At 55.5% G+C, this 26,300-nt stretch carries 26 protein-coding genes and 1 pseudogene; 17 read left to right on the top strand and 10 right to left on the bottom strand.

Features of this window, described 5'->3' with window-relative positions; translation table 11 throughout:
- Nucleotides 1-44 precede the first annotated feature (44 nt).
- Complete coding sequence (locus ACN2TU_RS24580; protein ID WP_435159199.1) at nucleotides 45-302, bottom strand: DUF8118 domain-containing protein; 258 nt, start codon at nucleotides 300-302, stop codon at nucleotides 45-47.
- Nucleotides 303-671: 369 nt separating this feature from the next.
- Here ACN2TU_RS24580 and ACN2TU_RS24575 point away from each other — a divergent pair, with 369 nt between their 5' ends.
- On the top strand, nucleotides 672-887 hold the full coding sequence (locus ACN2TU_RS24575; protein ID WP_435159198.1) for a hypothetical protein: 216 nt from the start codon (nucleotides 672-674) through the stop codon (nucleotides 885-887).
- 625 nt (nucleotides 888-1,512) lie between these two features.
- Here the strand turns inward: ACN2TU_RS24575 and ACN2TU_RS24570 are convergent.
- Nucleotides 1,513-1,793 (bottom strand): annotated as a pseudogene (locus ACN2TU_RS24570) (DNA adenine methylase); the annotation flags it as partial.
- An 11-nt stretch (nucleotides 1,794-1,804) separates the two neighbouring features.
- Between ACN2TU_RS24570 and ACN2TU_RS24565 the strand changes: the two are divergent.
- A complete protein-coding gene (locus tag ACN2TU_RS24565; RefSeq protein ID WP_435159197.1) occupies nucleotides 1,805-2,056 on the top strand; it encodes a hypothetical protein in 252 nt (83 codons plus the stop codon).
- A gap of 4 nt (nucleotides 2,057-2,060) precedes the next feature.
- Nucleotides 2,061-2,249, top strand: a complete 189-nt coding sequence (locus ACN2TU_RS24560) for a hypothetical protein (protein ID WP_435159195.1) — start codon at nucleotides 2,061-2,063, stop codon at nucleotides 2,247-2,249.
- 305 nt (nucleotides 2,250-2,554) lie between these two features.
- Here the strand turns inward: ACN2TU_RS24560 and ACN2TU_RS24555 are convergent, their stop codons facing one another.
- Nucleotides 2,555-3,304, bottom strand: coding sequence for an IclR family transcriptional regulator (locus ACN2TU_RS24555; RefSeq protein WP_435159194.1), 750 nt, complete (start codon nucleotides 3,302-3,304; stop codon nucleotides 2,555-2,557).
- Between the two features lie 316 nt (nucleotides 3,305-3,620).
- Here ACN2TU_RS24555 and ACN2TU_RS24550 point away from each other — a divergent pair, with 316 nt between their 5' ends.
- The 10 genes from ACN2TU_RS24550 to ACN2TU_RS24505 all read left to right on the top strand — a co-directional run bounded on the left by ACN2TU_RS24550 (nucleotide 3,621) and on the right by ACN2TU_RS24505 (nucleotide 15,001).
- Nucleotides 3,621-4,943 carry an ABC transporter substrate-binding protein gene (locus ACN2TU_RS24550; RefSeq protein WP_435159192.1) on the top strand — a complete coding sequence of 441 codons (1,323 nt, stop codon included), beginning with the start codon at nucleotides 3,621-3,623 and terminating at the stop codon, nucleotides 4,941-4,943.
- 16 nt (nucleotides 4,944-4,959) lie between these two features.
- Nucleotides 4,960-5,985: a carbohydrate ABC transporter permease gene (locus ACN2TU_RS24545; protein WP_435159190.1), complete on the top strand. Its 1,026-nt coding sequence runs from the start codon at nucleotides 4,960-4,962 to the stop codon at nucleotides 5,983-5,985.
- On the top strand, nucleotides 5,978-6,847 hold the full coding sequence (locus ACN2TU_RS24540; protein ID WP_435159189.1) for a carbohydrate ABC transporter permease: 870 nt from the start codon (nucleotides 5,978-5,980) through the stop codon (nucleotides 6,845-6,847). The genes ACN2TU_RS24545 and ACN2TU_RS24540 overlap by 8 nt, the downstream gene beginning before the upstream one ends.
- Before the next feature lie 6 nt (nucleotides 6,848-6,853).
- Nucleotides 6,854-7,993, top strand: a complete 1,140-nt coding sequence (locus ACN2TU_RS24535) for an ABC transporter ATP-binding protein (RefSeq protein WP_435159188.1) — start codon at nucleotides 6,854-6,856, stop codon at nucleotides 7,991-7,993.
- A complete protein-coding gene (gene dgoD, locus ACN2TU_RS24530) occupies nucleotides 7,990-9,141 on the top strand; it encodes a galactonate dehydratase (protein ID WP_435159187.1) in 1,152 nt (383 codons plus the stop codon). Before ACN2TU_RS24535 ends, dgoD begins: the two co-directional genes overlap by 4 nt.
- Before the next feature lie 2 nt (nucleotides 9,142-9,143).
- Nucleotides 9,144-9,938: an SDR family NAD(P)-dependent oxidoreductase gene (locus ACN2TU_RS24525; RefSeq protein WP_435159186.1), complete on the top strand. Its 795-nt coding sequence runs from the start codon at nucleotides 9,144-9,146 to the stop codon at nucleotides 9,936-9,938.
- On the top strand, nucleotides 9,935-12,049 hold the full coding sequence (locus ACN2TU_RS24520; RefSeq protein ID WP_435159185.1) for an alpha-galactosidase: 2,115 nt from the start codon (nucleotides 9,935-9,937) through the stop codon (nucleotides 12,047-12,049). Before ACN2TU_RS24525 ends, ACN2TU_RS24520 begins: the two co-directional genes overlap by 4 nt.
- A gap of 34 nt (nucleotides 12,050-12,083) precedes the next feature.
- On the top strand, nucleotides 12,084-14,078 hold the full coding sequence (locus ACN2TU_RS24515; RefSeq protein ID WP_435159184.1) for a beta-galactosidase: 1,995 nt from the start codon (nucleotides 12,084-12,086) through the stop codon (nucleotides 14,076-14,078).
- Between the two features lie 333 nt (nucleotides 14,079-14,411).
- A complete protein-coding gene (locus tag ACN2TU_RS24510) occupies nucleotides 14,412-14,663 on the top strand; it encodes an AbrB/MazE/SpoVT family DNA-binding domain-containing protein (RefSeq protein WP_435159182.1) in 252 nt (83 codons plus the stop codon).
- Nucleotides 14,660-15,001, top strand: coding sequence for a type II toxin-antitoxin system PemK/MazF family toxin (locus ACN2TU_RS24505; RefSeq protein ID WP_049972635.1), 342 nt, complete (start codon nucleotides 14,660-14,662; stop codon nucleotides 14,999-15,001). The genes ACN2TU_RS24510 and ACN2TU_RS24505 overlap by 4 nt, the downstream gene beginning before the upstream one ends.
- A 63-nt stretch (nucleotides 15,002-15,064) precedes the next feature.
- On the opposite strand, the gene ACN2TU_RS24500 is transcribed toward ACN2TU_RS24505, so the two are convergent.
- Together ACN2TU_RS24500 and ACN2TU_RS24495 are read right to left on the bottom strand one after the other, a co-directional pair.
- A complete protein-coding gene (locus tag ACN2TU_RS24500; protein WP_435159180.1) occupies nucleotides 15,065-15,292 on the bottom strand; it encodes an SWIM zinc finger family protein in 228 nt (75 codons plus the stop codon).
- Nucleotides 15,293-15,876: 584 nt separating this feature from the next.
- On the bottom strand, nucleotides 15,877-16,143 hold the full coding sequence (locus tag ACN2TU_RS24495) for a helix-turn-helix transcriptional regulator (RefSeq protein ID WP_435159179.1): 267 nt from the start codon (nucleotides 16,141-16,143) through the stop codon (nucleotides 15,877-15,879).
- Nucleotides 16,144-17,153: 1,010 nt separating this feature from the next.
- On the opposite strand from ACN2TU_RS24495, the gene ACN2TU_RS24490 reads away from it, so the two are divergent.
- Entirely contained in the window at nucleotides 17,154-19,019 is a 1,866-nt protein-coding gene (locus ACN2TU_RS24490; protein ID WP_435159178.1) for a glucosidase family protein, read from the top strand.
- Nucleotides 19,020-19,586: 567 nt separating this feature from the next.
- On the opposite strand, the gene ACN2TU_RS24485 is transcribed toward ACN2TU_RS24490, so the two are convergent.
- Nucleotides 19,587-19,805 (bottom strand): hypothetical protein, encoded by a 219-nt coding sequence (locus ACN2TU_RS24485; protein ID WP_435159177.1) that lies wholly within the window; start codon nucleotides 19,803-19,805, stop codon nucleotides 19,587-19,589.
- 546 nt (nucleotides 19,806-20,351) lie between these two features.
- Between ACN2TU_RS24485 and ACN2TU_RS24480 the strand changes: the two genes are divergently transcribed.
- The gene (locus ACN2TU_RS24480; RefSeq protein WP_435159176.1) at nucleotides 20,352-21,305 is read left to right on the top strand and encodes a LysO family transporter; all 954 of its coding nucleotides are present in this window, start codon (nucleotides 20,352-20,354) and stop codon (nucleotides 21,303-21,305) included.
- Between the two features lie 608 nt (nucleotides 21,306-21,913).
- Nucleotides 21,914-22,150 (top strand): DUF8066 domain-containing protein, encoded by a 237-nt coding sequence (locus ACN2TU_RS27050; protein WP_472850226.1) that lies wholly within the window; start codon nucleotides 21,914-21,916, stop codon nucleotides 22,148-22,150.
- Nucleotides 22,151-22,721: 571 nt separating this feature from the next.
- Here ACN2TU_RS27050 and ACN2TU_RS24475 read toward each other — a convergent pair.
- The 4 genes from ACN2TU_RS24475 to ACN2TU_RS24460 all read right to left on the bottom strand — a co-directional run bounded on the left by ACN2TU_RS24475 (nucleotide 22,722) and on the right by ACN2TU_RS24460 (nucleotide 25,072).
- Entirely contained in the window at nucleotides 22,722-23,252 is a 531-nt protein-coding gene (locus ACN2TU_RS24475) for a PIN domain-containing protein (protein ID WP_435159175.1), read from the bottom strand.
- Entirely contained in the window at nucleotides 23,252-23,818 is a 567-nt protein-coding gene (locus tag ACN2TU_RS24470) for a DUF7437 domain-containing protein (protein ID WP_435159174.1), read from the bottom strand. Before ACN2TU_RS24470 ends, ACN2TU_RS24475 begins: the two co-directional genes overlap by 1 nt.
- Before the next feature lie 148 nt (nucleotides 23,819-23,966).
- Nucleotides 23,967-24,356, bottom strand: a complete 390-nt coding sequence (locus tag ACN2TU_RS24465; RefSeq protein ID WP_435159172.1) for a MaoC/PaaZ C-terminal domain-containing protein — start codon at nucleotides 24,354-24,356, stop codon at nucleotides 23,967-23,969.
- An 11-nt stretch (nucleotides 24,357-24,367) separates the two neighbouring features.
- A complete protein-coding gene (locus tag ACN2TU_RS24460) occupies nucleotides 24,368-25,072 on the bottom strand; it encodes an alkylmercury lyase family protein (protein ID WP_435159170.1) in 705 nt (234 codons plus the stop codon).
- 171 nt (nucleotides 25,073-25,243) lie between these two features.
- Here ACN2TU_RS24460 and ACN2TU_RS24455 point away from each other — a divergent pair, with 171 nt between their 5' ends.
- Complete coding sequence (locus ACN2TU_RS24455) at nucleotides 25,244-25,987, top strand: helix-turn-helix domain-containing protein (protein ID WP_435159168.1); 744 nt, start codon at nucleotides 25,244-25,246, stop codon at nucleotides 25,985-25,987.
- Nucleotides 25,988-26,300: the final 313 nt, after the last annotated feature.

Raw genomic sequence — 26,300 nt, 5'->3', positions numbered from 1 at the left:
ATCGGAGAACTTCGTTTGGCGTTACATAAATAGAAGTGAGCGGGTTAGCAGCAGTCGGTGAGTGCGCCCTTTCGGGTGGCTTCCGCGCCACAGTTCTCACACGTCCAGTAGGTGTGATCGACGTTGCCGTATTTGTCGTACCCAGTGTACGGGCCACTGACACGCTTGTCGTCGTTGTTCTCCGATGGGAAGGCGTCGAGCGTCCCGTCGTCGGTTGTGTTTTCGACGGCGGCCATGTGTTTGCAGAAGGTGCTGCGGTGGACGTGATAGGGGCACGTACAGGCCATCAGGTCTTCGGTCACGTCGTCGAGGGAGACTGTGTACTGGTGGGCAGCGGGGTTGTCGTGGCTCCCATTGGTGACTTCGACGAGTCCGGGGGCATCGACGTCGAAGGAAAATTGTTCACGCTGTGCGCGTTTCGTGCCGTCTCGTCAGCTTCAAGCGCTGCGGATTGCTTTGTACTCATGGTCTTCTCGCCGTGGTATTTGGAAGACCGGTGCCGGGTGGTCCTAAGCACCCGGCGCGTTTCTACATACGCCCGAGGGCACCGTTCTTCCTACGCTAAACTATGCACTATTGCATAGTAAAACTATCAACTTTGCATTAGTGCATAGAATTAAAGTAGGCAGAGGTGCATAGATTGAACTATGTTGAGTCAGAAATCGCAGGCAATGAGTCGATACCGAGCAATCATGACGGAGACCGATCGAGAGCATATTAGTGGTGAAAGCGACCCCTCGAACCAACAGCGCGATCAGGCTGTCTATCGGGTGAGTAAGCGAATCACCGAGGAACTCCCGAAAGACATTGCTGTGCTTGCCGAGCATCGACCCGACAAACTCGAAGAACTCAGGGAAATCGTCTGTAAGGAAGTCGAAGAAGGGTAGATGATCGGATCCCATGTAGGCACAGGCATCTGTGACTTCGTCCCCCAGAGTGAGCCCCATTGAAACGGGATAGACGAACGGAGGGGTAATTATCTACCAATAATAGTAGGAACTATTATTCTTATAGAGCGTCTCTTTGTCGTCAATGACGAACTTCGAATACCGATCACCCCGAACTCCGCTTGGTTTGCTTGTTGGAGCGTGGGCTCTGTGGTCGCTCAATGAGATTTGGACAAGCGGGATTAATTGGCAGAGTGGGGGTGCTATCGCGACTGTTGGGGCATTCACAGCAGTCAGTCTCGGCTGTCTCGTGTGGGCAATTGGGGCAACGACTGGTGATTCGTTGGAACGACCGACTCTGTATCGGCGGCTCATGCAGCTCTTTGGCGGTCTTGGGATCGTGTTTCTTGGTGCAATCGCTCTTTCAGTGATGTTCTGAGTCAGCTGGCGGATCCGAGTAGTTACTTATTACTCTAGGAATGGATTTACCTGCGGGAAGCGATATCGCATCTATGGTTACTACAGAACTCTCTTCAAGGTCGTCGTTCGAGCGATATCTTCACTCGAGAGGATGGTGGCTGGTGATCCTCGCAATTCCTGTTCTATTCGCTCTCTGGTTCGTGGAAAAGTCCATCAATGACTTTTGATCTGCTTGACGGCGGGAGTCTGCTGGAACATTCGTCTCAATTATTTCGTCGACTTCGTCACGGCTCTCCGCGTCACTGTTAATCAACCGTGTTGCCCCTTCAGTTTTGACTGTGAACCCAGCCTCTTCATACATATCATACATGACTCCGCTGTTACTGAGGACAACGTATACGCCGTTTGTATCTAATTCTTGTACTGTCGTGAGTAGGCGTTTTTGATCTTCTTTCTCGAATCTTCTGCACTGTAATCAGTGAAGGAGTGACGAGGAGATGAAAGCGGTGTTCACCGCCTTCTTCGGCACGCTCATACTGTACCGCTTCGGCAGTCTTACGTACACGGGTGACGTGACGATGTCGTTGTTGGTCGAAGCTCTAATCGCCATTCCGATGATGTTCGTCGGTGCATGGGCCGGCGTCTACATCCTCGACAACATTCCCGAACATATCTTCCAGTGGGTCGTGTTGGTGTTGCTAGCGGTCAACGCCTTCGTCCTCTTGTTTACAGCAGTTCCGGAACTCTAACCGAGTGAACGGCGAGTGGTGGCGCATCATTGACGCCGTCGCCGACCATTATCGCCTTGCGTCGCTCATCCTGAATCGCCTCAACCGTGTCGGACTTGTCGGGAAGAACTCTGGCGTGGACGTTCTGGTCGTCAAATCCGATGAAATAAGCGACGAAAACGATATAGACTGGTTCTTAGATGACACAAAATAGATCGATTGTCGGCAGGATACGATGTCCTCCGAAGCGTTTGAGCCCCGGTTGAAGAGGATGTGCTCGATACGTTCGGTCTGTCACCGATACTGGACGCTCGCAGACGAGCGTGAAATTTCGGGATTTTTCTGGAAGCGTGATTACGATTCGATACTTATCCGGCGCACTCCTGGTTCACCGGGTGTTCACTAACGATGAACACTTATGGGAGGGTCTTTCAGGGGCGGTGTCGGCGATTTCTCTTGAAACGGTATTAAAACCCCGTGTACGGACGCTTCCTTGCCATTCACTACGAGTGAATAATTTTATTCATTAGAAATTTGTTCGAACGTAATATTGTTTGTCGTGCTGAGAACGAGACCGGGCATATCCTCTTCAAGTCGTTTACCGCTCATACTGGGGGCGGTGCCAGAGATAGTTACGGCACCGACGGCGCGGCCGTCGTCGGTTAAGATAGCCGCCGCAACGGCACGGCGGTCGGAAGCGAGTTCGCCCCGGTCGAACGCGAGCCCTTGGTCACGAACGGTCTGGAGTTCCTGAATCAACGACGTGCGCGTTGCTATCGTCCTCTCGGTCGGCATCGGTACGTCCCCACTGAGGAGTGACTTGACGAGCTCGCACTCTCGGTGGGCGAGGATGGCCTTTCCAGCGGCACATGCATAGAGGGGGACGCGGCTTCCATCACGAAGCATGGAATCGGCGTCGTCTCCCGCTCTGTAGACGAAGACGGCTTCTCCGTTCTCTTCGACGACGAGACTCGCCGTCTCGCCACTCGCGTTCGCAAGGCGGTCTATCTCTGGCCGTGCAACGCAGTACAGCGAATCGGGAGCTCGAACACCCGTCCCGAGTTCGAGGAACCGTAATCCGAGTCGATATCGTCCGTCTTCTCGGACGACGTACCCGAGCCGTTCGAGAGTAGCGAGATGGTTGTGGATGCTTCCTTTCGAGTGACCGAGTCGATTGGCGAGTTGGGTGACACCGGCGCGTTCCAGTGTCGCTAAGGCATCGATGACCTCGAACGTCGTCGCGGTGGCACCGACTGGATACTCCGTCATAGTTGATGATGACGCTCGAAATACAAAAACTCGTTCACCGATACTGAACATATTGTCGTGATTGTTCATCAATTTCTCCGAATGCCGTCGTAGAACCCTAATCGACCTTGGGCGGACAGATTCCCCGCGATCTCCGGTAGAGATTTCCCGTAATCGTGGACTATTCGTTCATCGTTAGTGAACGGTTCCAAAATGAGCATATTTCACCACATACCCATTATTTCCAAACTATTATTATTAAATTGGATATATGAGTTAAAATCTTCGGTTAATATGCTTTTTAACCAAAGAACTAAGTTTTCCCGGTGGCAGAGATATGGTATCGCAAACCATGACGAGCAATAAGCGCGGTACGAACCGACGAAACGTGTTAAAAGGTGCGGGTGTCGCCGGTGCAACAGCCCTTGCGGGATGCCTCGGTGATACTGATGGAAGCAGTGATAGCAAAAAGAAGGCCGACTCCATCAACGCGTGGAGCTGGGACGTTGCGGCGAAGTCCCTGCAACTAACCGCCAAATCGTACCAGAAAAACAAGGATGCGACGGTCAACGTCAAGCAAATCGGTCGCACCGATATGAAAGACAAGTACAAATCCAAGCTTCTCGCTGGCTCCGGCGCGCCTGCGGTCGCAACGATGGAAAGCGTCGATTCCGCCGCGTGGGTGGATACGGGTGGTCTTCGAGATATTTCAGAGTGGCTGAAAAAGGACTTCAAAAAGAAGTTCGTCTCCGGGAAGTGGGAACCGCTGACCAAGGATGGAAAGACGTACGCGCTCCCGTGGGACATCGGCCCCGTCGGGACGTTCTATCGGAAAGACGTTCTGGACAAGCACGGTGTCAAGTTAGATAACGTCGAGACGTGGTCGGAGTTCATCGAAGAAGGGAAGAAACTGCCGAAGGACACCGCCATGCTCAACATCCCGTCGAACGATTACGACGGTCTCTGGCGGATGCAGTACCGCCAACTGGGCGGACAACCCTTTACGGAGGATGGCAAAGTCGGGTTCAACAACGAAAAGAGCGTACGCGTGGCGCGCAATCTCAAACGCCTTCGCGATGCTGGTATCACCGACAACAAAGCATCGTGGTCGAGCGCGTGGTTCTCCGCGTTCAAGAAAGGCTCTATCGCCTCACTCAACGCTGGCGCGTGGATGGAAGGAACGCTGAAGTCAGAGCTACCGAACACGTCGGGCAAATGGCGCGTAATGAAGCCGCCAGCCTTCGAGAAGGGTGGTCGTCGCGCGACCAACTGGGGCGGGTCGAACCTCGTTATCGCCGACCAAGTCAGTGACACGAAAGCCAACCGTGGGTGGGACTACATGAAATACACACTGGGAAGCAAGAAGCGACAAGCCGAGATGTATCGAAAGTACGGCATCTTCCCGGCGTACAAGCCGGCGTACGAGAGCGATGCGTTCGACTCGGGGCACAAGTTCCTCGGCGGGCAGAGTGCTGGCCGAATGTTCGCCAACATCGCGCCGAACATTCCATCGTATCGATACACGACCGACACGCCGGAGGTGACGAAAGCTATCAACACTCACTTCAAGAGCATGATGAGCGGGAAACTTTCGCCGAAAAAGGCCGTCGAGAAGGCTGCGAAACAGGTCGCTAGCCGAACCGACCGCAAGGTAGCCTAACGCCCTCCGACACCATATGTCTCAAACAGACGAAATAACCAGCGAGCGACGCGGGTCGTACCGCGACGAGTTCGTGGATGGGTTTCGCTGGCGGCGTCAGCGTCTCTCCGAGCGACTGCCGAAGTTCAAGGGAGTCCCGTACATCTTCTTGCTCCCGTTCTTCGTGCTGTTTACGGTCTTCCTCGCGTTTCCCATCCTCTACACGATTTACCTCTCGTTCTTCCAGTTCGAGGGTGTTGGGGGGATGGTGCTCTTTACCGTGCCTGTCCTCGGGACCGAAGTCACTTCGATTGCCGACCTGACGTTCGTCGGCTTCTCGAATTACGCGCGACTCCTCAGCGACGGCCAGTTCCACCAAGCGATGTACAACACCGTGTTCATCCTGCTGGTGCAGGTGCCGCTGATGATAGCCATCGCACTTTCACTAGCCGTGGCACTCAACGCTTCGTTCGTCAAACTCAGGGGAATCTTTCGAACGACGCTCGCGCTTCCGATTTCGGCGAATCTCGTCGCGTACGCGACCGTTTTCGTCCTGCTCATGCAACAGCACGGACTCGTAAACTATCTGCTCGGCCTCGTCGGAATCGGCCCGATTCCGTGGTTCCAGAGCGATTTCTGGTCGCGGATGACCGTGGTCGGGGCAGTGACGTGGCGGTGGACTGGCTACAACATGATAATCCTCCTCGCGGGGCTTCAGAACGTCCCCCAGCAACTGTACGAGGCCGCCGAAATCGACGGCGCGAACCGACTGGAGAAGTTCCGATACGTGACGCTCCCGCAACTCAAACCGGTACTGCTGTTCGTCGCCGTCACCTCGACCATCGGGACGTTCAAGCTGTTCTCCGAACCGCTCATCGTGAGCGAGGCGGGTGCGTCGGCGGACGCCACCCGAACCATCGTCCAGTACATCTATGAGATGGCGTTCGTCCAGTTCCAACTCGGCTACGCCAGCGCGCTGACGTGGGTGCTCATCGCCGTGGTCAGCACGCTCTCTATCGTCCAAATCAAGGCCGTCGGCGACGGAGGTGACAGCGGTGCGTAACCACCAACGCGAGTTCGGATGGAAACTCGTCACGTACGCCTTCCTCCTCGTCGCAGTGCTCGTCACCATCGTTCCGCTCTACTGGATAGTCGTCGCCTCGACGCTCCAAGAGCAAGCGTTCCTCGCCGCCGCGAGCGACCCCCGAGTTATTCCGGGGTCGCTCGCACAGTTCATGGAGAACTTCAACGCACTCCAGCAACGGTCGGCGACGGCGTTCCTCGGGTACGAAGTCGGATTCGTCGGGGCGGTCGGCAACAGCATCTTCGTGGCGACAGTGTACACACTGCTGTCACTGTTGTTGTGTTCAATGGGTGGGTTCGCCTTCGCAAAGTACGAGTTCGAGTACAAGGAGCCGATTTTCTACACCATCCTCGCAACCCTCGTATTGCCCATCCAGTTGCTCGTCATTCCGCTCTTCTTGCTGATGTCGCGCATCGGGTTGACCAACACCTACTGGGCCATCATCCTGCCGTGGGCGGCCAACCCCCTCGGCATCTTCCTGATGCGCCAGAACATGCGGTCGATTCCGGACGCTCTGCTCGAATCCGCACGCATGGACGGGGCGACTGAGTTTCAGGTGTTCTACCGGGTCGCACTTCCGACGATGAAGTCGTCGCTGGCGGCATTGGCCATCGTCTTGTTCCTCTTCCAGTGGAACCTCTTTCTGTTCCCACTGGTCATCCTCAGTCAGGACAAGTACACCATTCCGGTCGCCATCAGCGACCTCGTCGGCGCACAGCGCGTCTACTACGACCAGATTATGGTCGCCGCGGGTCTCTCTATCGTACCGATATTCATCCTCTTTCTCTTCCTCCAGAAGTACTTCGTTAGCGGCATCCTCGCCGGTTCAGTCAAGGAGTGATACACTATGGCAGAAATCAATATTAACGACTTACGGAAACAGTTCGAACTCGACGACGGCGGTATGCTGACCGCTGTAGACGACGTGAATCTCACGGTCGAAGACGGGGAGTTTCTCGTCCTCGTCGGCCCGTCGGGTTGTGGAAAAACGACGACGCTCCGCTGTGTGGCAGGCCTCGAAGAAGTCACGAGCGGCCACATCCTGTTCGACGACGAGGACGTGACCGACCTCCGGGCGCGCGACCGGGACGTTGCGATGGTGTTCCAGAACTACGCGCTGTACCCGCACATGAACGTTCGCAAGAATCTCGGCTTCGGTCTGAAACTATCGTCGGAACGCACCTCGGCAGATATTCGCGAGCGCGTCGAGAGAACCGCCGAGATGCTCGGCATCACCGACCTCCTCGATAAGCGTCCGCGCGACCTCTCGGGCGGGCAACAACAGCGCGTTGCACTGGGTCGCGCCATCATCCGCGAACCCGAAGTGTTCCTGATGGACGAACCGTTGTCGAATCTCGACGCGAAGCTTCGGTCGGAGATGCGAACCGAACTACAGGAACTCCAGCACGACCTCGACGTGACGACGATGTACGTCACCCACGACCAGACGGAAGCGATGGCGATGGGCGATCGCATTGCCGTCATGAATGGCGGGGAACTCCAGCAGGTCGGCACCGCCGAGGAGGTGTACACGTCGCCGACCAACGAGTTCGTCGCGAACTTCATCGGTTCGCCGAGCATCAACCTCTTTACCGCCGAGGTTTCCGGTTCGACGCTCCACGGGCCGGGTGGGTTCGAGTACGACCTAGACGATTCGTCGTGGGTCGATGGCTACGACCGAGTTCGGGTCGGCGTTCGACCGGAAGACATTAAACTCGTCGAATCCGGTGGCAACGTCGCCGAAGCGTCCGTCGTCGAACCGATGGGGAACGAGAACTTCCTGTACGCGACGCTCGGCGACCGCGAACTGACCGCACGCATTGCGAGTACACTGCGTCCGACGCCCGGTCAGACGGTTCGGTTCACGTTCGACGAAGCGTCACTGTATCTGTTCGACCCGGAGACGGGCGACTCGCTGAAGACGAAAACGTCTGAGACGACTGCCACAGTCGGCGAGTACGCCCAGACGGAAGGTGAGTCAGCATGAGCAGAATCGTCGATTACGACCTCTACGAGGTACCGCCACGATGGTTGTTCCTCAGATTGGAGACGAGCGATGGTATCGTCGGCTGGGGCGAACCAGTGGTCGAGGGGCGGGCACATACAGTCCGCGCCGCTGTCGAGGAACTGCTCGACACCCACCTGCTCGGCAAATCGCCGGACGCGATAGAAGACCACTGGCAGACGATGTATCGCGGCGGTTTCTACCGTGGTGGTCCCATCCTGATGTCCGCCATCGCGGGCATCGACCAAGCCCTATGGGATATCAAGGGCAAGCAGTTCGGCGCGCCCGTCTACGACTTGCTCGGTGGGAAGGCCCGCGACCGTATCCGCGTCTATCAGTGGGTCGGTGGCGACCGACCGAGCAGGGTCGCAGACGCTGCCCGCGAGAAAGTCGAGGCCGGATTCACCGCCCTAAAGATGAATGCTACGGCGGAACTGCGGCGCGTGGATTCTCCCGCGGCGGTCGAGGAAGCAGTTGCCCGGCTCGGGGCCGTCCGTGACGCAGTTGACGATGACGTTGACGTGGGCGTCGATTTCCACGGTCGTGTCTCGAAACCGATGGCCAAGCGACTGGCGAAAGCACTCGAACCGCACGAACCGATGTTCATAGAGGAGCCGGTACTGCCGGAACACAACGACGTGCTACCGGAAATCGCCCGCCACACCACCATCCCAATCGCAACCGGCGAGCGCATGTTCAGCCGGTGGGATTTCAAGGAGGTCTTCGAAAACGGCAGTGTTGACATCATCCAGCCGGATTTGAGCCACGCAGGCGGGATCACCGAAGTGAAAAAGATCGCCGACATGGCCGAAGCGTACGACGTAGCGATGGCACCACACTGCCCGCTCGGACCGATTGCGCTGGCTTCGTGCATTCAGGTGGACGCAGTCGCGCCGAACGCCCTCATTCAAGAGCAGAGCCTCGACATCCACTACAACGAGACAAGTGACGTCCTCGATTATCTCGCCGACGCCTCGGTGTTCGAGTACCACGACGGGTACGTAGATCTCCCGGACGGGCCGGGGCTGGGCATCGATATCGACGAAAAACACGTGCAGGCGAAGGCAGGCAACGTCGATTGGCACAATCCTGTCTGGCGGCACGAAGACGGCAGCGTTGCGGAGTGGTAACGATGCAGGGACTCGAAAATAGCGTGGCGCTCGTTACGGGTTCGACGCGCGGTATCGGTGCCGAAATTGCGCGAAGGCTCGCGCACGAGGGATCCTCCGTGGTCGTTACTGGACGCACAGAAGATGCCGGACGCGAAACTGTCGAGAGCATTCGGGACGAGGGCGGCGAGGCGGTGTTCGTTCGTGCGGATATGCGCGACCCGGACGACATCGCGGCGCTCGTCACCGCGACAGCCGAGGAGTATGGCGGACTCGACGTGCTGGTGAACAACGCCGGAGTCGAAACGAACACGGCGGCGGACGAGGCGACGATGGACGATTGGGAGTTCGTCCTCGAAACCGACTTCCGGGCCTACTGGCTCTGTGCGAAGCACGCCGTCGCCGAGATGGACGAGGGGGCCATCGTCAACGTCTCCTCGAATCACGCCTTCCCGACGATGCCGGAGATGTACCCCTACAACGCCGTGAAGGCGGGAATCAATGGAATGACTCGCGGGATGGCGCTCGATTTCGGTCCTGAGATTCGCGTCAACACGGTCAATCCCGGCTGGGTCGCCATCGAACCCACGACCGAAGGGATGGACGATGAGTACCGCGAATACCTCGAATCGATCCATCCTGTCGGTCGCCTCGGTGACCCTTCAGACGTTGCCGGAGTGGTTGCCTTCCTTGCAAGTTCCGACGCCGCGTTCGTCACGGGAGCATCCTTGCTCGTTGACGGCGGCCGCACTGCCGTCATGCAGGACGATGCACTGCCAGACTACCGCGAACGACGCGAGGAGCCCGAAAACCGATGACGCTCCGAGTTACGGGCGGTCAAACTACGGTCGAGTATCGTCCCGACGAACACCGCCTCGTTGTCAAACATGGGAGTGAGACGCTCTTAGACGGCAGCATCAAACTCGACGTGGGTGCCGAGACACTGCCCGCAAGTTCGAACGCGACCACTACATCGGTCAGAACGACGGCCCACGCAACGCACGACGATGGATGGGAGACGACGGTCGAACTCGACGCGAGCGACGGTCACGTCGATGTTCGCGTGTCGTTCCGCACTCCGCACGACCGAAAAGTCGCCCTCGGCGACCTTCGACCGCTGGCGGATGCGACGGCACCGACGCACGGGGCGGACGCCCGACGGTACCGGCACGGCTACCAGTCGTGGACACCGACGGCGACGCTCCCCGTCGGCGAGCGATTCCCTTCCGAAGAGAACGAACCGCAGATGTGCGACCTCACCGCACCACAGGGTGCTTCCCACGGCGTGATGGCACTGTTGAACGACGATGGCGCGCTCACAATGGGGTTTCTCGACCACTCGCGGTTCGTTTCCCGGTTCGACGTTGCTCACGATGAGAACGGTATTCGTCGTGCCGAAGCCGTCTGTCCCGGTGATGCGACGACAGTTCCTGGTGGCGAGGAACTTTCCCTCCCGACGCTTCGAATCGACGCCACGCGAAGTCTCCACGACGCACTCGCCGCCATCGCAGCGACCACCGCTGAACGCATGGGCGCGCGCGTACCCGACGACGCACCGACTGGGTGGTGTTCGTGGTATCACTACTTCACCGACGTTTCCGCCGCCGATATTCGAGAGACGCTCGACGACCTCGCCGAGTGGGACGTTCCCCTCGACATCGTCCAACTGGACGACGGCTACCAGACTGCGTTCGGCGACTGGCGCACGCTCGACGAGGGGTTCGACGACATCGGGGAACTCGTTACGGCTGTTCGTGCTGCAGACTACACTCCGGGACTCTGGTTAGCACCGTTCTATGTGCAGTCCAATTCGTCGCTCGCCGCCGACCATCCCGACTGGCTCGTAACCCGTGACGGTGACCCCGTGGATGCTGGGCCGCGTCACGGGCCGATGTATGCGCTCGACACCACGCACCCCGAGGCCGAACGGTGGCTCCGAGAGACGTTCGAAACCATCGTCTCCGAGTGGCGATTCGAGTACTGCAAACTCGATTTCCTCTACGCCGCCGCCCTTCCGGGCGACCGCCACGAGGACGTCACCCGGGCAGAGGCGTACCGTCGTGGACTGACAGCGATTCGAGAAACCGTCGGGGACGACGTGTTCTTACTGGGTTGTGGCGCGCTCCAAGGGCAGAGCGTCGGCCTCGTCGATGCGATGCGCGTCGGCCCCGACACCGCACCGCACTGGCGGGCGGCGCCTGCGAGTCAGCCAGCCCACGAAAACGCGATTCGCAACGTGCTCAACCGGCAGTGGGCACACCGTCGGCTCTGGATGAACGACCCGGATTGTCAACTCGTTCGCGAGACGACCGATCTTACGCTCGCCGAACGTCGGTCGTTCGCGACGCTCGTCGCGCTGCTCGGCGGGTCGAACGTCGTCAGCGACCGAGTAGCCGACATCGAACCCGTCGGTCGGGAACTCGTCGAGCGGTCGCTCCCGCCGATGGAAACGGGGCGGGTTCGCGGCGTCGGCGAGCAAGAACTCCCGACTCGACTCGTCGGCGAACGTCGGGTCGATGGTGCGCTCGCCGTCGCCGCCTTTAACTGGTCGGACACCACCCAGTCGGTGCGCATCGACCCTGCCGAACACAGTCTGACGGACGCTCACGTTTGGGACGCGTTCGAATCCGAATATCGCGGCACTGGTCCGTTCGAGCGTTCCGTTCCGCCCCACGGCTGTTTACTCGTCCACATGGCACCAGCCCGTGGCCGCCCGCGACTGCTCGGTGCGCGCCACCTCGGCAATCTCTGCGGTCACGTGACCGCCGTCGATTGGGACGAGGCCGGGCAACTCGCTGTGACGCTTACGGCGTCTCAGGCCCAATCGGTCGTCGTCACCACTCCCGGGGGCTGGTCACGCGATGGCGGAGCAGTTACCGACTGTCGTCTCGAACCGGGACGAACCACCCTGACCTTCGAGGAATCGTGAACCGAATGCACAGCACCAGCAACGATATACACCAATGACGATAGGAGTCTGTTACTTCCCGGAACACTGGCCGAGTGAGCGATGGGAGCGAGACGTGGCACAGATGGCAGAGGCGAACATCGAGTACGTCCGAATGGCCGAGTTCTCGTGGGGTCGAGTCGAACCCCAGCGTGGCGAGTTCGACTTCGAGTGGCTCGACGAGACTGTCGAACTCGTCGGCGAATACGGCATGCAGGCCGTTCTCTGCACGCCGACAGCGACCCCGCCGAAGTGGCTCGTGGACGAGCATCCGGAGATTCGACAGGAAGACCGCGACGGAAACCCGCGTAATTGGGGCAGTCGCCGATTTACGTGCTTCAACTCGGATACGTACCGGCAGGAAACCGAACGCATCGTTCGAAGGGTTACGGAACGCTACGCCGACAACCACGTCGTTGCGGGCTGGCAGACCGACAACGAGTACGGCTGTCACGACACCGTTCGGTGCTACTGCGACGATTGCGCCGCCGCCTTCCGCGACCGGCTTCGTGAGAAATACGAGTCCATCGACCGACTGAACGAAGCGTGGGGGACGACCTTCTGGAGTCAGCAGTACGAGTCGTTCGCGGCGGTCGAACCGCCGCGTCCGACCCCTGCCGACCAACATCCGGCACGACTGCTCGACTACTATCGATTCGCCAACGACAGTGTCGTGGAGTACAATCGACTGCACGTAGATTGCATCCAGGAGGCGAACGACGACTGGTTCGTCACCCACAACTTCATGGGCGATTTCGGCCACCTCGACGCTTACTCGCTCGCGGACGACCTCGATTTCCTCGCGTGGGACTCCTATCCAACGGGATTCGTGCAAGACCGTCGGCAGGGGACGCCCACGCCCGACGAACTCCGGGCGGGCGACCCGGACGAAGTGGGCATGAACCACGACATCTATCGCGGTGCGAAGCGCGAGCCGTTTTGGGTGATGGAACAGCAACCGGGCGACGTTAACTGGCCGCCCCATGCGCCACAACCCGCCGACGGAGCCATGCGACTATGGGCACACCACGCCGTTGCGCACGGTGCCGATGCCGTCCTCTACTTTCGATGGCGACGCTGTCTGGAGGGGCAAGAACAGTATCACGCCGGGCTTCTGGAAGCCGACGGCTCACCCGACCGTGGCTACCACGAGGCTGTCGAGGTTGCCGAGGAACTGTTCGACCTCGACCCAGTAGACGCCCCCGTCGCCGTTCTTCACGACTACGAGAATCTATGGGCGACAGATATCCAACCCCACTCGCCGGACTGGGACTACTGGGCACATCTCCGTGCGTACTACAGCGCGATTCGCCGCCACGGCGTACAGGCAGATATCGTGCATCCGGACACCGACCTCACGGACTACAGCCTCGTCTTCGCGCCCGCGTTTCACCTCGTGGATGCGGGACGCGCCGCGACACTTCGGTCGTACGTCGAGAACGGCGGTCACGTCGTGTTCGGTGCCAGAACTGGGGTGAAAGACCGTACGAACAAACTCCGCGACGCTCCGGCACCCGGCCCGCTCGCGAAACTCGTGGGGGCAACGGTCGACCAACACGAGAGCCTACCAGAGCAACTCCAGACACGAGTCGAATACGCGGGTAAGACCTACGAGTACCGGACGTGGGCGGAATGGCTCACACCGGACACCGCGTCGTCTATCGCAACTTACGATTCCGATGTTGCTGGCGGGCGTCCGGCGATGACGAAACGCGAAATCGGCGACGGAACAGTTTCGTACTGTGGTGTCTGGCCACAGGAAGACCTCGCAGACGCACTCGTATCGAACGCACTCGACACAGCAGACGTTTCTCGCACCCGTCGTCTTCCCGCGAACGTCCGGGTTGCCCACCGCGACGAATATCTATGGATCACGAACTTTGGGCACGAATCTATCGACCTCGCGGTTTCTTCCGACGCCGACTTCGTCGTTGGCGGTAAAACCGTCGATGGCTACGATGTGGCTGTCGTCGAAGCAACACTGGCCGACATCGAAATCGAGTCGGGGTAGCCTGCATCGGGAGGTGGTCTTTTTCGGGGACAGCACACGATCCAATCACACTCGGAGCGATGATCTGGGCGGTCGTCCCGAAGGATCCGATCGGTGAGCAGATTGGGGCGTTCACTGTTGGATCACAGGAACAACCGTCGATGCCGTCCCACCTCTGGGGTCTTTCGGGAGGGACGATTCCAGACACGACGACTGATGAACTCGGGAGTTCTTTGCGACCCGCACGAACGCATGGCCAGCACGGGAAGTCACCCAGGCCGTCGCAACCCTTCGTCGTTTCTCCATAACTCATCCGGTGCACTTATAGATATGAAAAACATATGAATTTGTGTAATGTCACAGGATACACGGCGCGTCGGTGACCGGGGACAAGTCACGATCCCAAAGTGGATTCGAGAGCAAGAAGATATCCACGGGGGAGACGAGGTCATCGTTGAGCGTGAGGACGGCAAAATCGTGATCCGGAAGCCGAATGGCGTTGACCATGAGGAACTCGCGAAAGCATACAAGGACAACGCCGAACAAGCACGGGAAATAAATGAGGAATGGGAAGGGGCATCGAGAGAGGCAAACGACTACCTATGAGCGTCTCTCGCGGTGATATTGTTCTCGTAAATCTTGATCCCACAAAAGGCTCCGAAATCAAAAAGACTCGTCCAGCAGTTGTTATCCAAAACGATACTGGCAATCAGTATTCGCCTACAACAATCGTTGCCCCGATGACAACGACACTCTCACAATATCCGTTTGTGGTTATTCTTCGTGCAAGCGATGAAGATATCGACAAGGATTCTGCTGTCCAACTCGATCAAATACGGACGGTTGATATTGAAAAGCGTATTGAGCGAACCTTTGGGCAGGTTAGTGACGAAAAAATGGCTGAAATCGATGCGGCGATCAAAGTGAGTCTCGGTTTAGACTGAAACCGTCGTTATACACTGAGTAGAGGCTTTTCAAGATATGCAGTATAAATACTGAAGCGGTGGTTAGTTCGGCAGTTCCGTCCGTCCTGTTTGCACGCACGGCCAGCACGGGAAGTCATCGAGGCCGTCACAGTCGCAGTCTTCGGGTTCGGTATCGTCTTCGTTGTCCTCTGAGGGGAACGCCTCAAGCGTCCCGTCGTCGGTTGCGTTTTCGACGGCGGCCATGTGCTTGCAGAAGGTGTTGCGGTGAACGTGGTGCAGGCAGGTGCAGGCCATCAGTTCGTTAGTCACGTCGTCGATGGAGACTGTGTACTGGTGAGCTGCGGGGTTCTCGTGGCTCTCGTTGGTGACTTGGATGAGTCCGGGAGCATCGACGTCGAAGGCAAATTGTTCCCACTGTGCGCGTTTCTACACACGCCCGAGGGCACCATTCATCCTACCATATCCTATGTGGGCGTCGGTATTAACGATTCCGAGATCCTACGTAGGAGTTGGTATTAAGTAGATGGCTGCAATACCATCTGTTATGACTGAGAACGAGAGTGATCGTGACGAGCAGGGACGATTTGCGGAGCAAACGAGTGATGAGGATATACTTCGAGTGATTCGTGCGTCCGAGTTTCCGGCAGTGACCACTCGGTGAGTGGCAGACACAGTCGGGGTGGAGCGACGGCCAGTGCATCAGCGACTTGAGGAGCTTCATGAACGGGGTGCGTTAGAACGTGGGAAATTGAGTCCGCGGGTGGTTATCTGGTGGATTACTGAGAAACGATAGCTACCTTAGTTAGCGATTGTCAGCTTTTCACGGGTTAGTTCTTAGCTTAGTTTCGAGTTGATTGTGGAGAGCCGTCGTCTCTTACGCCATTTATACGTAATCAGTCGAAGGTAAGAGAATAGCAGCGTTTTCGGGCATCGGTAAATGAGAAGCGTGACTCGACGAGATCGTGTTCTTCGAGTCGAGTGAGTGCGTAGCGAACGGTACGTGCTGGAAGCAAGGTTTCATCGGCGAGTTCAGCCTGTGTGAGCCCATTGTCGTTGTCTTCGAGTACTTTTGCAACCAGTTTTGCACTTGGTGGAAGTTCGGAAAGCACGTCAGTCGGTGGGTTTGTTTCTGGATCGGCTGTGTCGTCTCGATGAGACATCGATTCAAACCATTTCGTACCATCTCGAAGTCCCGCTGAGCAGTTCTTGGTTGGCCATGAACACCAAAACCAACGAACAGCTCACTTCCTGAACTGTCTCAACTATAGCTATTTGGTGATAAATTATATACGATAATAATTCAATTTATGTGTATGGTCAACGAGGAGCAAAATTCAGATCGAACAGGCAAGACTGCAACTCGAAGACGATTCATCGAAGGGACAGCTACTGCGACTCTTCTTGCGGCGGTCGGATCTGATACTACGGGGGGCGTTAGGCGTACAGCGGCCTATCCATGGTCAAACGATCACGGGAACGCACGCTCCATCAAGACGAACTCGTCAACACTTTCAGTAACGGATCGACTTGAAGACCGGCGATACGTGGCGACGGGAACCCGCGCATATATCGTCGGTGATGAATCAGGACGTTTCCCAGCAATGGGATGGCACATTGGGGGCGAGATGGGTGGCGTTTGGAGTCCCCCGCTCAAGTTGCTTGACGGCATCTGGTTTGGCATTAATGATAAGTGGATCGGACGTGCAAACCGATTCACCAGTGCGTACGGGCACGTGACCATGAATTTGCCAGGGAACGAGAATCTATCTATCACGCGTACTGATTTCGTTCCTGATGGTAAACGTGCAGCCCTCTTCGGATTACAGTTTACGGCGGGTGATAAAGACGAATCCTTCACGCTCACGGTTGATGCCCACTCGGAGTTACTGAGTGCGTATCCGTGGGGATGGACAACACCGTCACAAGAGCAGTTCAATCTCGAAGATAGCGTCGAGTTCGATGGACAGCGCCTGGTTTTCCGCGAACAAGGAACGCCTCCAGTAGAAAACGCCGATCGTCACAATTGGGCAAGTGTCGTTGGAACGAAGATGGAACCAGTAAGCCACAAAACAGGCGATGAATTTTGGGACCACAGATGCCAGTCGACGTCTGTCCTCCGGACGATGAGTCGACCGAGCAGTTGGATCCAATCCGGTGTGATGATTCCAGGATGGGCAAGGGAAAAGGTGGGCAGCTCCAGTATGAAGTTGAAATTCCGGCTAATTCGACAAAAACAATCTGGGTCGGCGTTGCCGGCTCTGAATCCGGACCGGAGCCTGCCGTTGAGGAACTCACTACCGTGTTAGAAGACCCGATGGATGCACTCCAGCAAAAGGTTGAAACGCGACGCGACCTCGCTGAACGGACGCAAGTATCTCTCCCCGGCAGCAACCTGTTGGATCGATCCATTGAGTGGAGTAAGCAAAACCTCGCCGATAGCGTCCAAGAAGCCACAGATCTCCAGATCCGGTACACTGATGAGGGAACGCAGTACCCCGCTCCTATTGGTGAGATCGATAGAATTCGGTTCTATGCCGCAGGCTTTCCGGACTATCAGTGGCTCTTTGCTGTCGACGGTGAGTATACGACATTCGCCGCACTCGCGGCCGGTCAGTTCGACATTCCAAGAGATCACATGCGGGCAATTCATGAGGTTAGTCGCCTCCTCAACGAGGATACTGGAAAGGTCGCTCACGAGGTAATCACTGATGGTTCAGTGTACTATGGCGCAAATTCAGATCCTGGCAACACTGACGAGACGGCCAAATTTGCCATGGCAGTCCACCAAATCTGGCAATGGACCGGCGACGATGCGTTCCGCGATGAGATGTATGAGTTCATTGTCGATGGATTAACCTACATTACAGAGGAGCTAGACGAAGACAGCGACCTCTGGCCCTCTGGGCAGGGGAACGTTGAGCGTTCTGGCATGGGCGAGGAGAAACTTGACGTAGCTGTCTATACTATCCGTGGGCTGTTTGCCCTCGCTGATATGGCTCGAAGCAAGGGAGACCAACAGACGGCGACATGGGCGAGTGATCAAGCTGGGAAGATGCTCGCGAAATTTGTTGAGACATGGTGGATTCCTGAGATTCCTCAACACGCTGGTTCAATCGACGTCCCGGAAAACGGGACGAACGATAACCGTCGCATCTATCAACGCCACTGGATTGGCGTGACGCCGATGTCCGTTGATTATGTTGACGAGTCAGGATCTGTTGTCCCTGGGATTGCAACACGAAATCATGGAAACGCTGCACTGAACCTGCGAGAGACGGCCTGTTATAGCGGAACTGGAGATGAAGAACAAACAACTCACCGGCGGAACGAGGGTCTCTACCATACTGGTGGACCTGGCTGTGATGAGGGTGAGTATGAGTATACAAAAGATTCAGCAGAAAAGAGTATCTTTACGCTCAACAGTGCAGTGATGGCTGTTGGCGAAGGGAACTACGGTCGGCTTGGACGTGATCAGCAGCGACGATATATGCGTGCAAACGCAACACTTCAACTTCCGGATCCCGATGAGCAGCCCGGAGCAATGCCGGAAATAGCACCGTCACCGAATTATGGCCGGTCCATTAATCAACAGTTCACGAAGCGAGCGATGGTGCTGCAGGCATGGGGTACCTATGGCATCCTTTGGCCTGTCGTGCGTCACTATCTAGGACTGCGACCCGATATGGGCCGAAAGCGACTTCAGGTCATTCCGCAGATACCGGAAGACTTCCCCCGAGTAGAGGGGGAAAACATTCGCCTTGGAGAAGACGGTGCTGTGGCAGTTTCCGCAACTGTCCCCGGAAAGGCGGGACTTTATCGAACCCGAGTTTCTCCAAGCGCCGACATTGCCGAGCTTTCAGTTGGACATGTGATCCCTCCGAATGCAGAAATCGAAACTGTTCGCCTTGACGGTGAGGCGACAGACGAGTACGAAGTGCGTATGACCACACGTGGGAAAGAAGTGTCCGTCGATGCTTCCTCTGATCAAGATCACGTGTTCCTCGTGCGGACAAAAAAGATGTCGAGCGGTTCGTGACGGTAAGTACGTGATTTCCGCAGCATTGTTTCTCGGAACACTCGTTGTTGTATATCTGCTTGGGTGGAGTTTCCTCATTCTATTGCTTCCCCGTGTCCTAAAGGAGCAGGGATATGACACAGCTGTTCGAAGTCTCGCCGAGAATGGTGCGGGTGTGCTTGTCTAGGTTCTTGCCATTGCCCTTGCATTTACGGTCGCAAGCTTTGGTGGTACCATCGCTGCATTCAGTGTGTTGGCCGGTGCTTCGAGTGATTCGTGAGTCAGAGTTTCCGGCTGTGACCGCTCAGTGGGTCGCTGATACCCTTGGAATTGAGACGACCGAATGAAGCATCTCAAAGAGTACCAACGTACTCAGATTCACTTGCGAGGAAATAGTGATTAGTACTTTGTGCTAACGTTCGATGCTACCGGCTCTCGTATACGGTCATCGTCTATCTTCAAACTCATCTCACAACCTCATTAGTCAGGAGAATCGCCCTGGTCGTCCCGACCCTCGGTCGGCATGTAATACTCAAACACCATCACCATTCCAGCACACAGTATCGCCAAGCTCGCCACGGTATCGAATCATACAGATAAATCGCCCCGATGAAAGATCATTTCAACCGCTCCACTGGCGATTATGGATACCACGAACACCGCGAACAGTGCCCGTAGGTAGGGAGGATCATCATAGGCGTCTCCCCTGAGGATTATCATAAGGATGACCAATGCAACACCGACTACTCCCAACGTGTTTGGAAACAGCGGTGTGTTGTGATCAAGTGGAATGGCCGGCAGAGCCATTAGCCACCCTCCGGTGGTACTTCCGTCCAACGTTCAAGCGGATCGATCTCGATGTTTGGGACGACAACGAATCGTCCTACGAAACCCGTGATGGTCAGCACGAGGGTTCGACTCCCTCGGCGGATCCTTGCCCGATTCGGTGCGACGAGCAACTTTCCCGAGAAATCGTGAAGGAGGTGAACTCGTTCATCACCCCGATCGGATCTCAACCGCCACGAACACAGCCGATGAAACCACCATCACGGCTGGCGGTTGAGCATCTCCGGTGGACGGAGGCGAGAACGACAATTCGACTACTTGGAAGTAAACTTGTTATTGCGGTGTTTTTGCGGTAGGTGGCTGCTCGTCACCGTATACTGGAGAATCGGGTTACACCGGAAGGCGGTGATAAACGAGTTCACCACCCCCGTGTGCAAACACAATCGCCTTCTCATCGGGGCATATTTGATCTGGATCGTGGCAGTGACGTTGCTTATTTGCGCCCAAATAGGACTCTGGAGACAGTGAGATGAGAACATTTTATACAGCATTGTTTAATAGTGAAACATGAGTGTCGAAACGCTGCTTGTCTCCTTGTTGATTGGTGGTGTGCTTGGATATTATTTACCGTCTGACCGAACCCAACAAATAGGTGATGATATCATCTTCGCCGGTCTCGCTGTTCTCCTCATTTCGATCGGTGCACAACTCGGAGGTAATAACCACATCCTGCAGGATTTGGATACGATTGGTGGATCCGCACTTGTGCTGTGTCTAGGAACAGTCATCGGCAGTATCATCTGTGTCTACCTGACCATCGCAATCACGTCGATCGTCGACCCGCTGTCCGCCTCGTCCGACGAGAACGGATTCACTCGTCAAGGCTCATCATCGGAGCTAGAAACTGATGGCTTCGATTGGAAGATCACCGCTCTCATTTTCATCTCGCTCGTAGTTGGTTTCGGACTCTCGAACATCGGACTTCCAGAGCACCTCGTCACAAGTCTTGCATCGATCTCCGATTATGCGCTCTTGGCGCTGCTATTCGGCGTTGGTGTTACAGTTGGAAGCGATACCAAAGCCGTGAGCCATATCGTACACATCGGATGGGGCGTACTCTTGATTCCAGTGGCCGTGGCTGTCGGGAGCATACTTGGTGGCGTGCTCCTTGGGATGGTTATCAACATGCCCATTGCCCACGCCGCAGCAGTCGCAGCAGGGTTTGGGTGGTACAGTTACGCGGGGGTCGTCGTGTTCGATCTCAGCGGAATGAAATTAGGCGCGATTGCGTTTCTCGCGAACCTCTTTCGTGAAATTGTCACATTCTTCGTGCTTCCAGTCGTCACCAAATACTTCGGTGGAGTGACAAGTATCGCGCCGGGTGGCGCAACAACGATGGATGTGACGCTCCCACTGATTCAGCGTGTTTCTGGTGAGAAGTTCGTGATTCCAGCGCTCATTAACGGTCTTGTACTGTCGGTAGCCGCAACCGTTCTCATTCCGACCATTCTGAGGATCTAACGACGAACACAAAAACACCAGTAGAACAAACGGCGCTATAATCGCAGTATCGCTACTGGGGTGACAAATGCATTGAGAGTGCTGTGACTTCAACGAGTCCGGGGGCACCGACGTCAAAGGCACATTGTTCGGCCTGTGCGCGTTTCTGTCCCGTCTCGTCAGCTTCAAGGGCTGAGGATTGCTTTGTACTCATGGTCTTTCGCTGGATTTGGAAGACCGGTGCCGGGTGTTACAGCACCCGGCGCGTTTCTACACACGCCCGAGGGCACCGTTCTTCCTACCATATCCTATGTGAGAGACGGTATTAAAGATTTCGGCATCCTACGTGGGAGTTGGTATTAAGTAGGTGGCTGTGATACTTTGGGTTATGACTGAGAATAAGAGTGAGCGCGACGAGCAGGGACGATTTGCGGAGCAAACGACTGATGACGATATTTGTGGGATGGTCCACATCCCAAAGTGAATCGGAGGTTAGCTCTGAGGGTCGAAATCTAGTGAAGGGTGAGCAGAGAGTCAACGGATCATGGAGAATCGTCCTTTGAACTGCTGTAAACTGCTATTTCTTACTTCATCGAATATACTATTTTCATCCAAAGAGAACGATAATTATGGCTACCAGAAATCAGAGATCACCGTACAAAATTGGTCTTATCGTCGTTGCTCTCGTCACACTCCTGTACAGCGTATTTCTGCTCGGTATACCACTACTTTGGGTGGAGGTAGCCACGTTAGTATTCACATTCTATCTCGTCTGGCGGGTTGTCCGTGCGCTGGAACGGATTGCGTCGGCAACAGAACGACTTGACGCACAACTCGGTGATGTTGGCGAAAGCTGGGAACGATAGCTCCACCTAGACAGGGAACAAGAGTGAACGCGACGAGAGGGGACGGTTTGCGGAGCAAGTGAGTGATGACGATATTCTTCGAGTGATTTGTGAGTCCGAGTTTCCAGCGGTGACCACTCGGTGGGTCGCAGATACGGTTGAAATGAAACGGCGGCCAGTGCATCAACGGCTCGAGGAGTTGCATGAACGCGGTGCGTTAGAACGTGGGAAGTTGAGTCCGCGGGTGGTTATCTGGTGGATTTCCGGGGAATAGACACTGCACTCGAATGTACCTCGATTCGGCGCAGACGAGGACATTGCACCCGGCCTGGCGTCTGAAGACGACCAGCCATACGTGACTGTGTCTCCGACTGCCCCGACGATAACACGCAAAGAATTGGTGATGAAATTACCGAATCATGTGACTGTAACAGTGTTGTTTGCTGGAAAGGAGTACACGACCGATATTCCAGTGATGGTTGGAAAGCGCCAAGAAGTCGCCCTACTATAGGTGCCCCCCATGGTGAGGGAGCTCCGGAGAGCGGTCAAAATAGAGGGTTCGATGTTAGTATATTATACTAATATCGCACCGCTATCGGTTTATAAGATCGTTCAACAGCACTCGGCCCTCAACAACTGAGATCCGGTCTTCAACACCGACAGCTGCCAAGACATCTCGAATCGCTTGTTCCGCAATCGTATCACTCACGAGTACCGCAACGTGAGCGTGATCTTCAGTTATGTACTGATAAGCTAATCCGGCGAGAATGGTATCTGTTTTCTCGATCTCGTCTTCTGTAACATCATCAGCAGAGAGATTCAACATCCGCTTTCGCGTTTTATCGACGACTTCCGGAACACGAGGAGTTGAAAAATCAATTCGACCTGGCTCTAACCACCCTGCATCTTGGGCTGCTCGCAATCGATCGCGCTGATAGGCGTATGCATCGGGGCTCTCACCCAACTCTGTAGCGACCTGTTCGGGAACAGTGACAGTGAGGTTTCGCTGCCGAACGAATCGCTCTAACGCTTGGTATTTCTCGTTCGACGGTCCACCCATCGCGAATAGAACGCTACTGTCGATGATCGCCGTGCTGTCGCTCGGAATTTCCGCCCCTGGCATTATTCGGCCCGCTCCAGATAGGGATCGTAGTCAGTCGCCTCCTCGACGACATCCTGTAGCGCAGTGAAGACGGTCATTCCCTCGACGGGGTGAACACCGAGTTTGGATGCCCCAGTCCGTTGTGTGAGTTCGCCCTGCATGACCCGGAGCGTGTAGTGAAGCGCCGCGGCCAGTTTCGCGATGCCCTGTCGCTCGACGAAGACGCGGATGTCCTCTGTATCGTGTTGGCGGCCAATCGCGTCGATGAGTGTTGGTGTTGCAATCACGTCGCCATGCTGGGTCTCGATTTGGAGACGAATCGGTTCCACAGTGACCATTGCTGGGGTCTCATCGTCGTGGCGGGACAGCACACCCATCTCCTCGAGTTGGCCGATATATTTGTAGGTCGTCGAATGGGCCATATCGAGATCCGTTTTGATCGTCTCGATTGCGACTGGCCCGTTTTGGAGGATGTAGATGTAGAGGCGGGCAAGTTGGGGTGTGTTCAGGAGTTCAGCGTAGGTGAGAAGGTTGTTGAACGTTTCCTCGGGGTAGGGCGTTTTCACGGTTCGGTCGTCTGTCGACATCACAATACATGTTCTATGGATAGTGTATTAACTCTTCTCCTGCGGTGTGGACGGCATCGAAAGCAGGAATCTGGGAAGAGCAATATGACGACCAGCAGATTTCGTTTGTTGATCAAGGCGAGTGTCTCGAGTTTGATCCCGAGGCGGTTCACGAGGAGTGCTTCCAAATGAGTCCTTCAATATGAGCAGTCAATACCACATCTCCGTCCCCATTAGTACACGTTACTGAACATGTCATTTCGTACCGGTCTTCTTGTTCGTCGACTGCGTCAGTAACCCATTTGCAGGTAATGGTATTGTTAGTATGGACGGGCTTGTGATACCGAATATCGGTTCTTCGTGCAAGGAAACTCAAATCACCCGCAATCTTGGTAAAGAGGGTCGCTGTGAGGAGTCCTTGGGCAATGAGATGACCGTCGCCGTTTGGTTCTGTGTGAATGGCTTGTTGATCCCCCGAAATTCGACCGAACTGACGAACGTCCTTGTTTCTGAATGTCCGTTCGTACGTATACGAATCTCCTGGTGCTGGTACAGTCATCGTCAGATTGGTTAGAACGCTTCGTCAGTTCCTGGAACAGACCAGAAGCCGTCAGTGAGACCAACACGTTCGAAAATCTCATGGGCTTCCGCTGCCGTCCATTTCTCCCATTCTTCGTCTAAATGCTGCCCATACCACTGTTTAGCGAGCGTCCAAACCTGTTCAAGAGGGACGACTGCTCCCTTTTCGATAGCATGTTGCTCGCACCAATCGTCAACATCTGGCTCCGATTCGAAGATGAGAATTGTATCACAGGTGTAATGGACATTGTCCCACGCCTCTTCGATCGGAACAGCGAAGTGGACGACGAATTCGTCGTCTACTAAGTTCCCGTCTTTAACCTGTATCTCCACGTCTTCATCGTGACCACCGAGACGAGTTGAAATCGTAACGGTTGCATCGTCACCAAGGAGTTCTGCAATGCCGAGTGAGCACCATGCACAGTTTCCCCAGTATTCACCAGCAATATCGTCCCGATCGACCGTGACCCAAAACAGCGTGGGTGCAAGTGAAAACGGATGGATAACCCACGGGTGGTCACAGTGCGGATGGAGGACAACCCCGTGTCGCTCTTCTAGATCGTGAAGGCCAGCGATTGCTTCCTGCTCGGAGATATCAAGTCTGGTTGCGATCTCGGAGACATCAGGTGCATAGCCATCGTTGACGATTCCCTGCATAATCGCGTAATGAACGCGGGAGTACGGTTCTGTCGTCATCTTGTTCTGATATGGAGAGGGCGAGCGTAAATTTCGGGTTGCTAATACGCAAGGTGGTGATCCTCGCGGTCTCTTGTCGAAGAGTTACTTCCAGGCCCACATGGGATAGTCAGGGGTATCCAATTCTAACCAACCGGAACAGGGAAATGTAGTTGTGTATTCACAATTAGTATGCGCGAGTTCGCGTTTACAGTTGAGTTTGCGAAAAACAGCGACGCAGTCACAGATGTGTTCATTCAGTATCCGGATCTTCTTGGTAACGTTCTCTCTATCTCCTCGTCGAAGAGTGGAACATGGCAAACGTTCCTTGTGAGTGGACCGCAAGAGGGGTTAGAGTCGCTTGATGATGTATATTTGAGCCATTCAAATTGTAACGAGTGTCTAGGCGAACACACTGCCTGCGATGCAAACTGGGAGTACGAAATCATCACGGAGACCGATGGAACACGAACATACTATTCGGCCATCGATACTGGGAATGTTTCGTATTGTCATTCAATTCCGTACCTTGCAAATGAATATCTTGGAAATGGAGTGCTTTTCGATGCACGACGTCGAGAAAACCGGTATGAATGGCGCTTGCTCGTCCGCGATGATCATACTATTGGACTGCTTTTTGATGCGCTCCAGACTGAACTCCCAACTGGTGTCACGGTGACGTTAGAACAAATTGTGAGCCCGGAACGATGGGGGTCGGATGCATCGATCGTTTCTGATCTTCCGACAGCACAGCGTCAAACATTGTTGTGTGCGTTCGATATGGGGTACTACGAGACGCCGAGATCAGTAACTACGAGTGATGTGGCTGACCAGCTCGGACTACCGACATCGACCTGTCGATATCGACTTCGACGGGCAGAGTCGGCTCTTGTTTCTGTTTGCGAAAAGATTGTTCCCCGCCGCAGCTCCGAATGAACTACGATTATAAATAGAACCGTCTCATGGCCATTTTACTGCTCGATGTTCCGATTCTATGGGTCTATCTGTTCTTTTGACATCGGCATGTTGGAATTCTGTTATAATATCAGATGCGATATGACTGAGAAAAAGAGTGAGCACGATGAGCGGGGACGATTCGCGGAGATGACAAGTGATGAGGATAGTCTTCGAGTGATTCATGAGTCCGAGTTCCCAGCAGTGACCGCTCGGTGGGTTGCAGATACGATTGCAATGAAACGGCGGCCAGTGCACCAGCGACTCGAGGAATTGCATGAACGCGGTGCGTTGG

The organism is Haladaptatus marinus (genome assembly GCF_051194195.1).
Note: the sequence above shows the minus strand (reverse complement) of the source record. Positions and strands in the feature narration are given on the sequence as shown.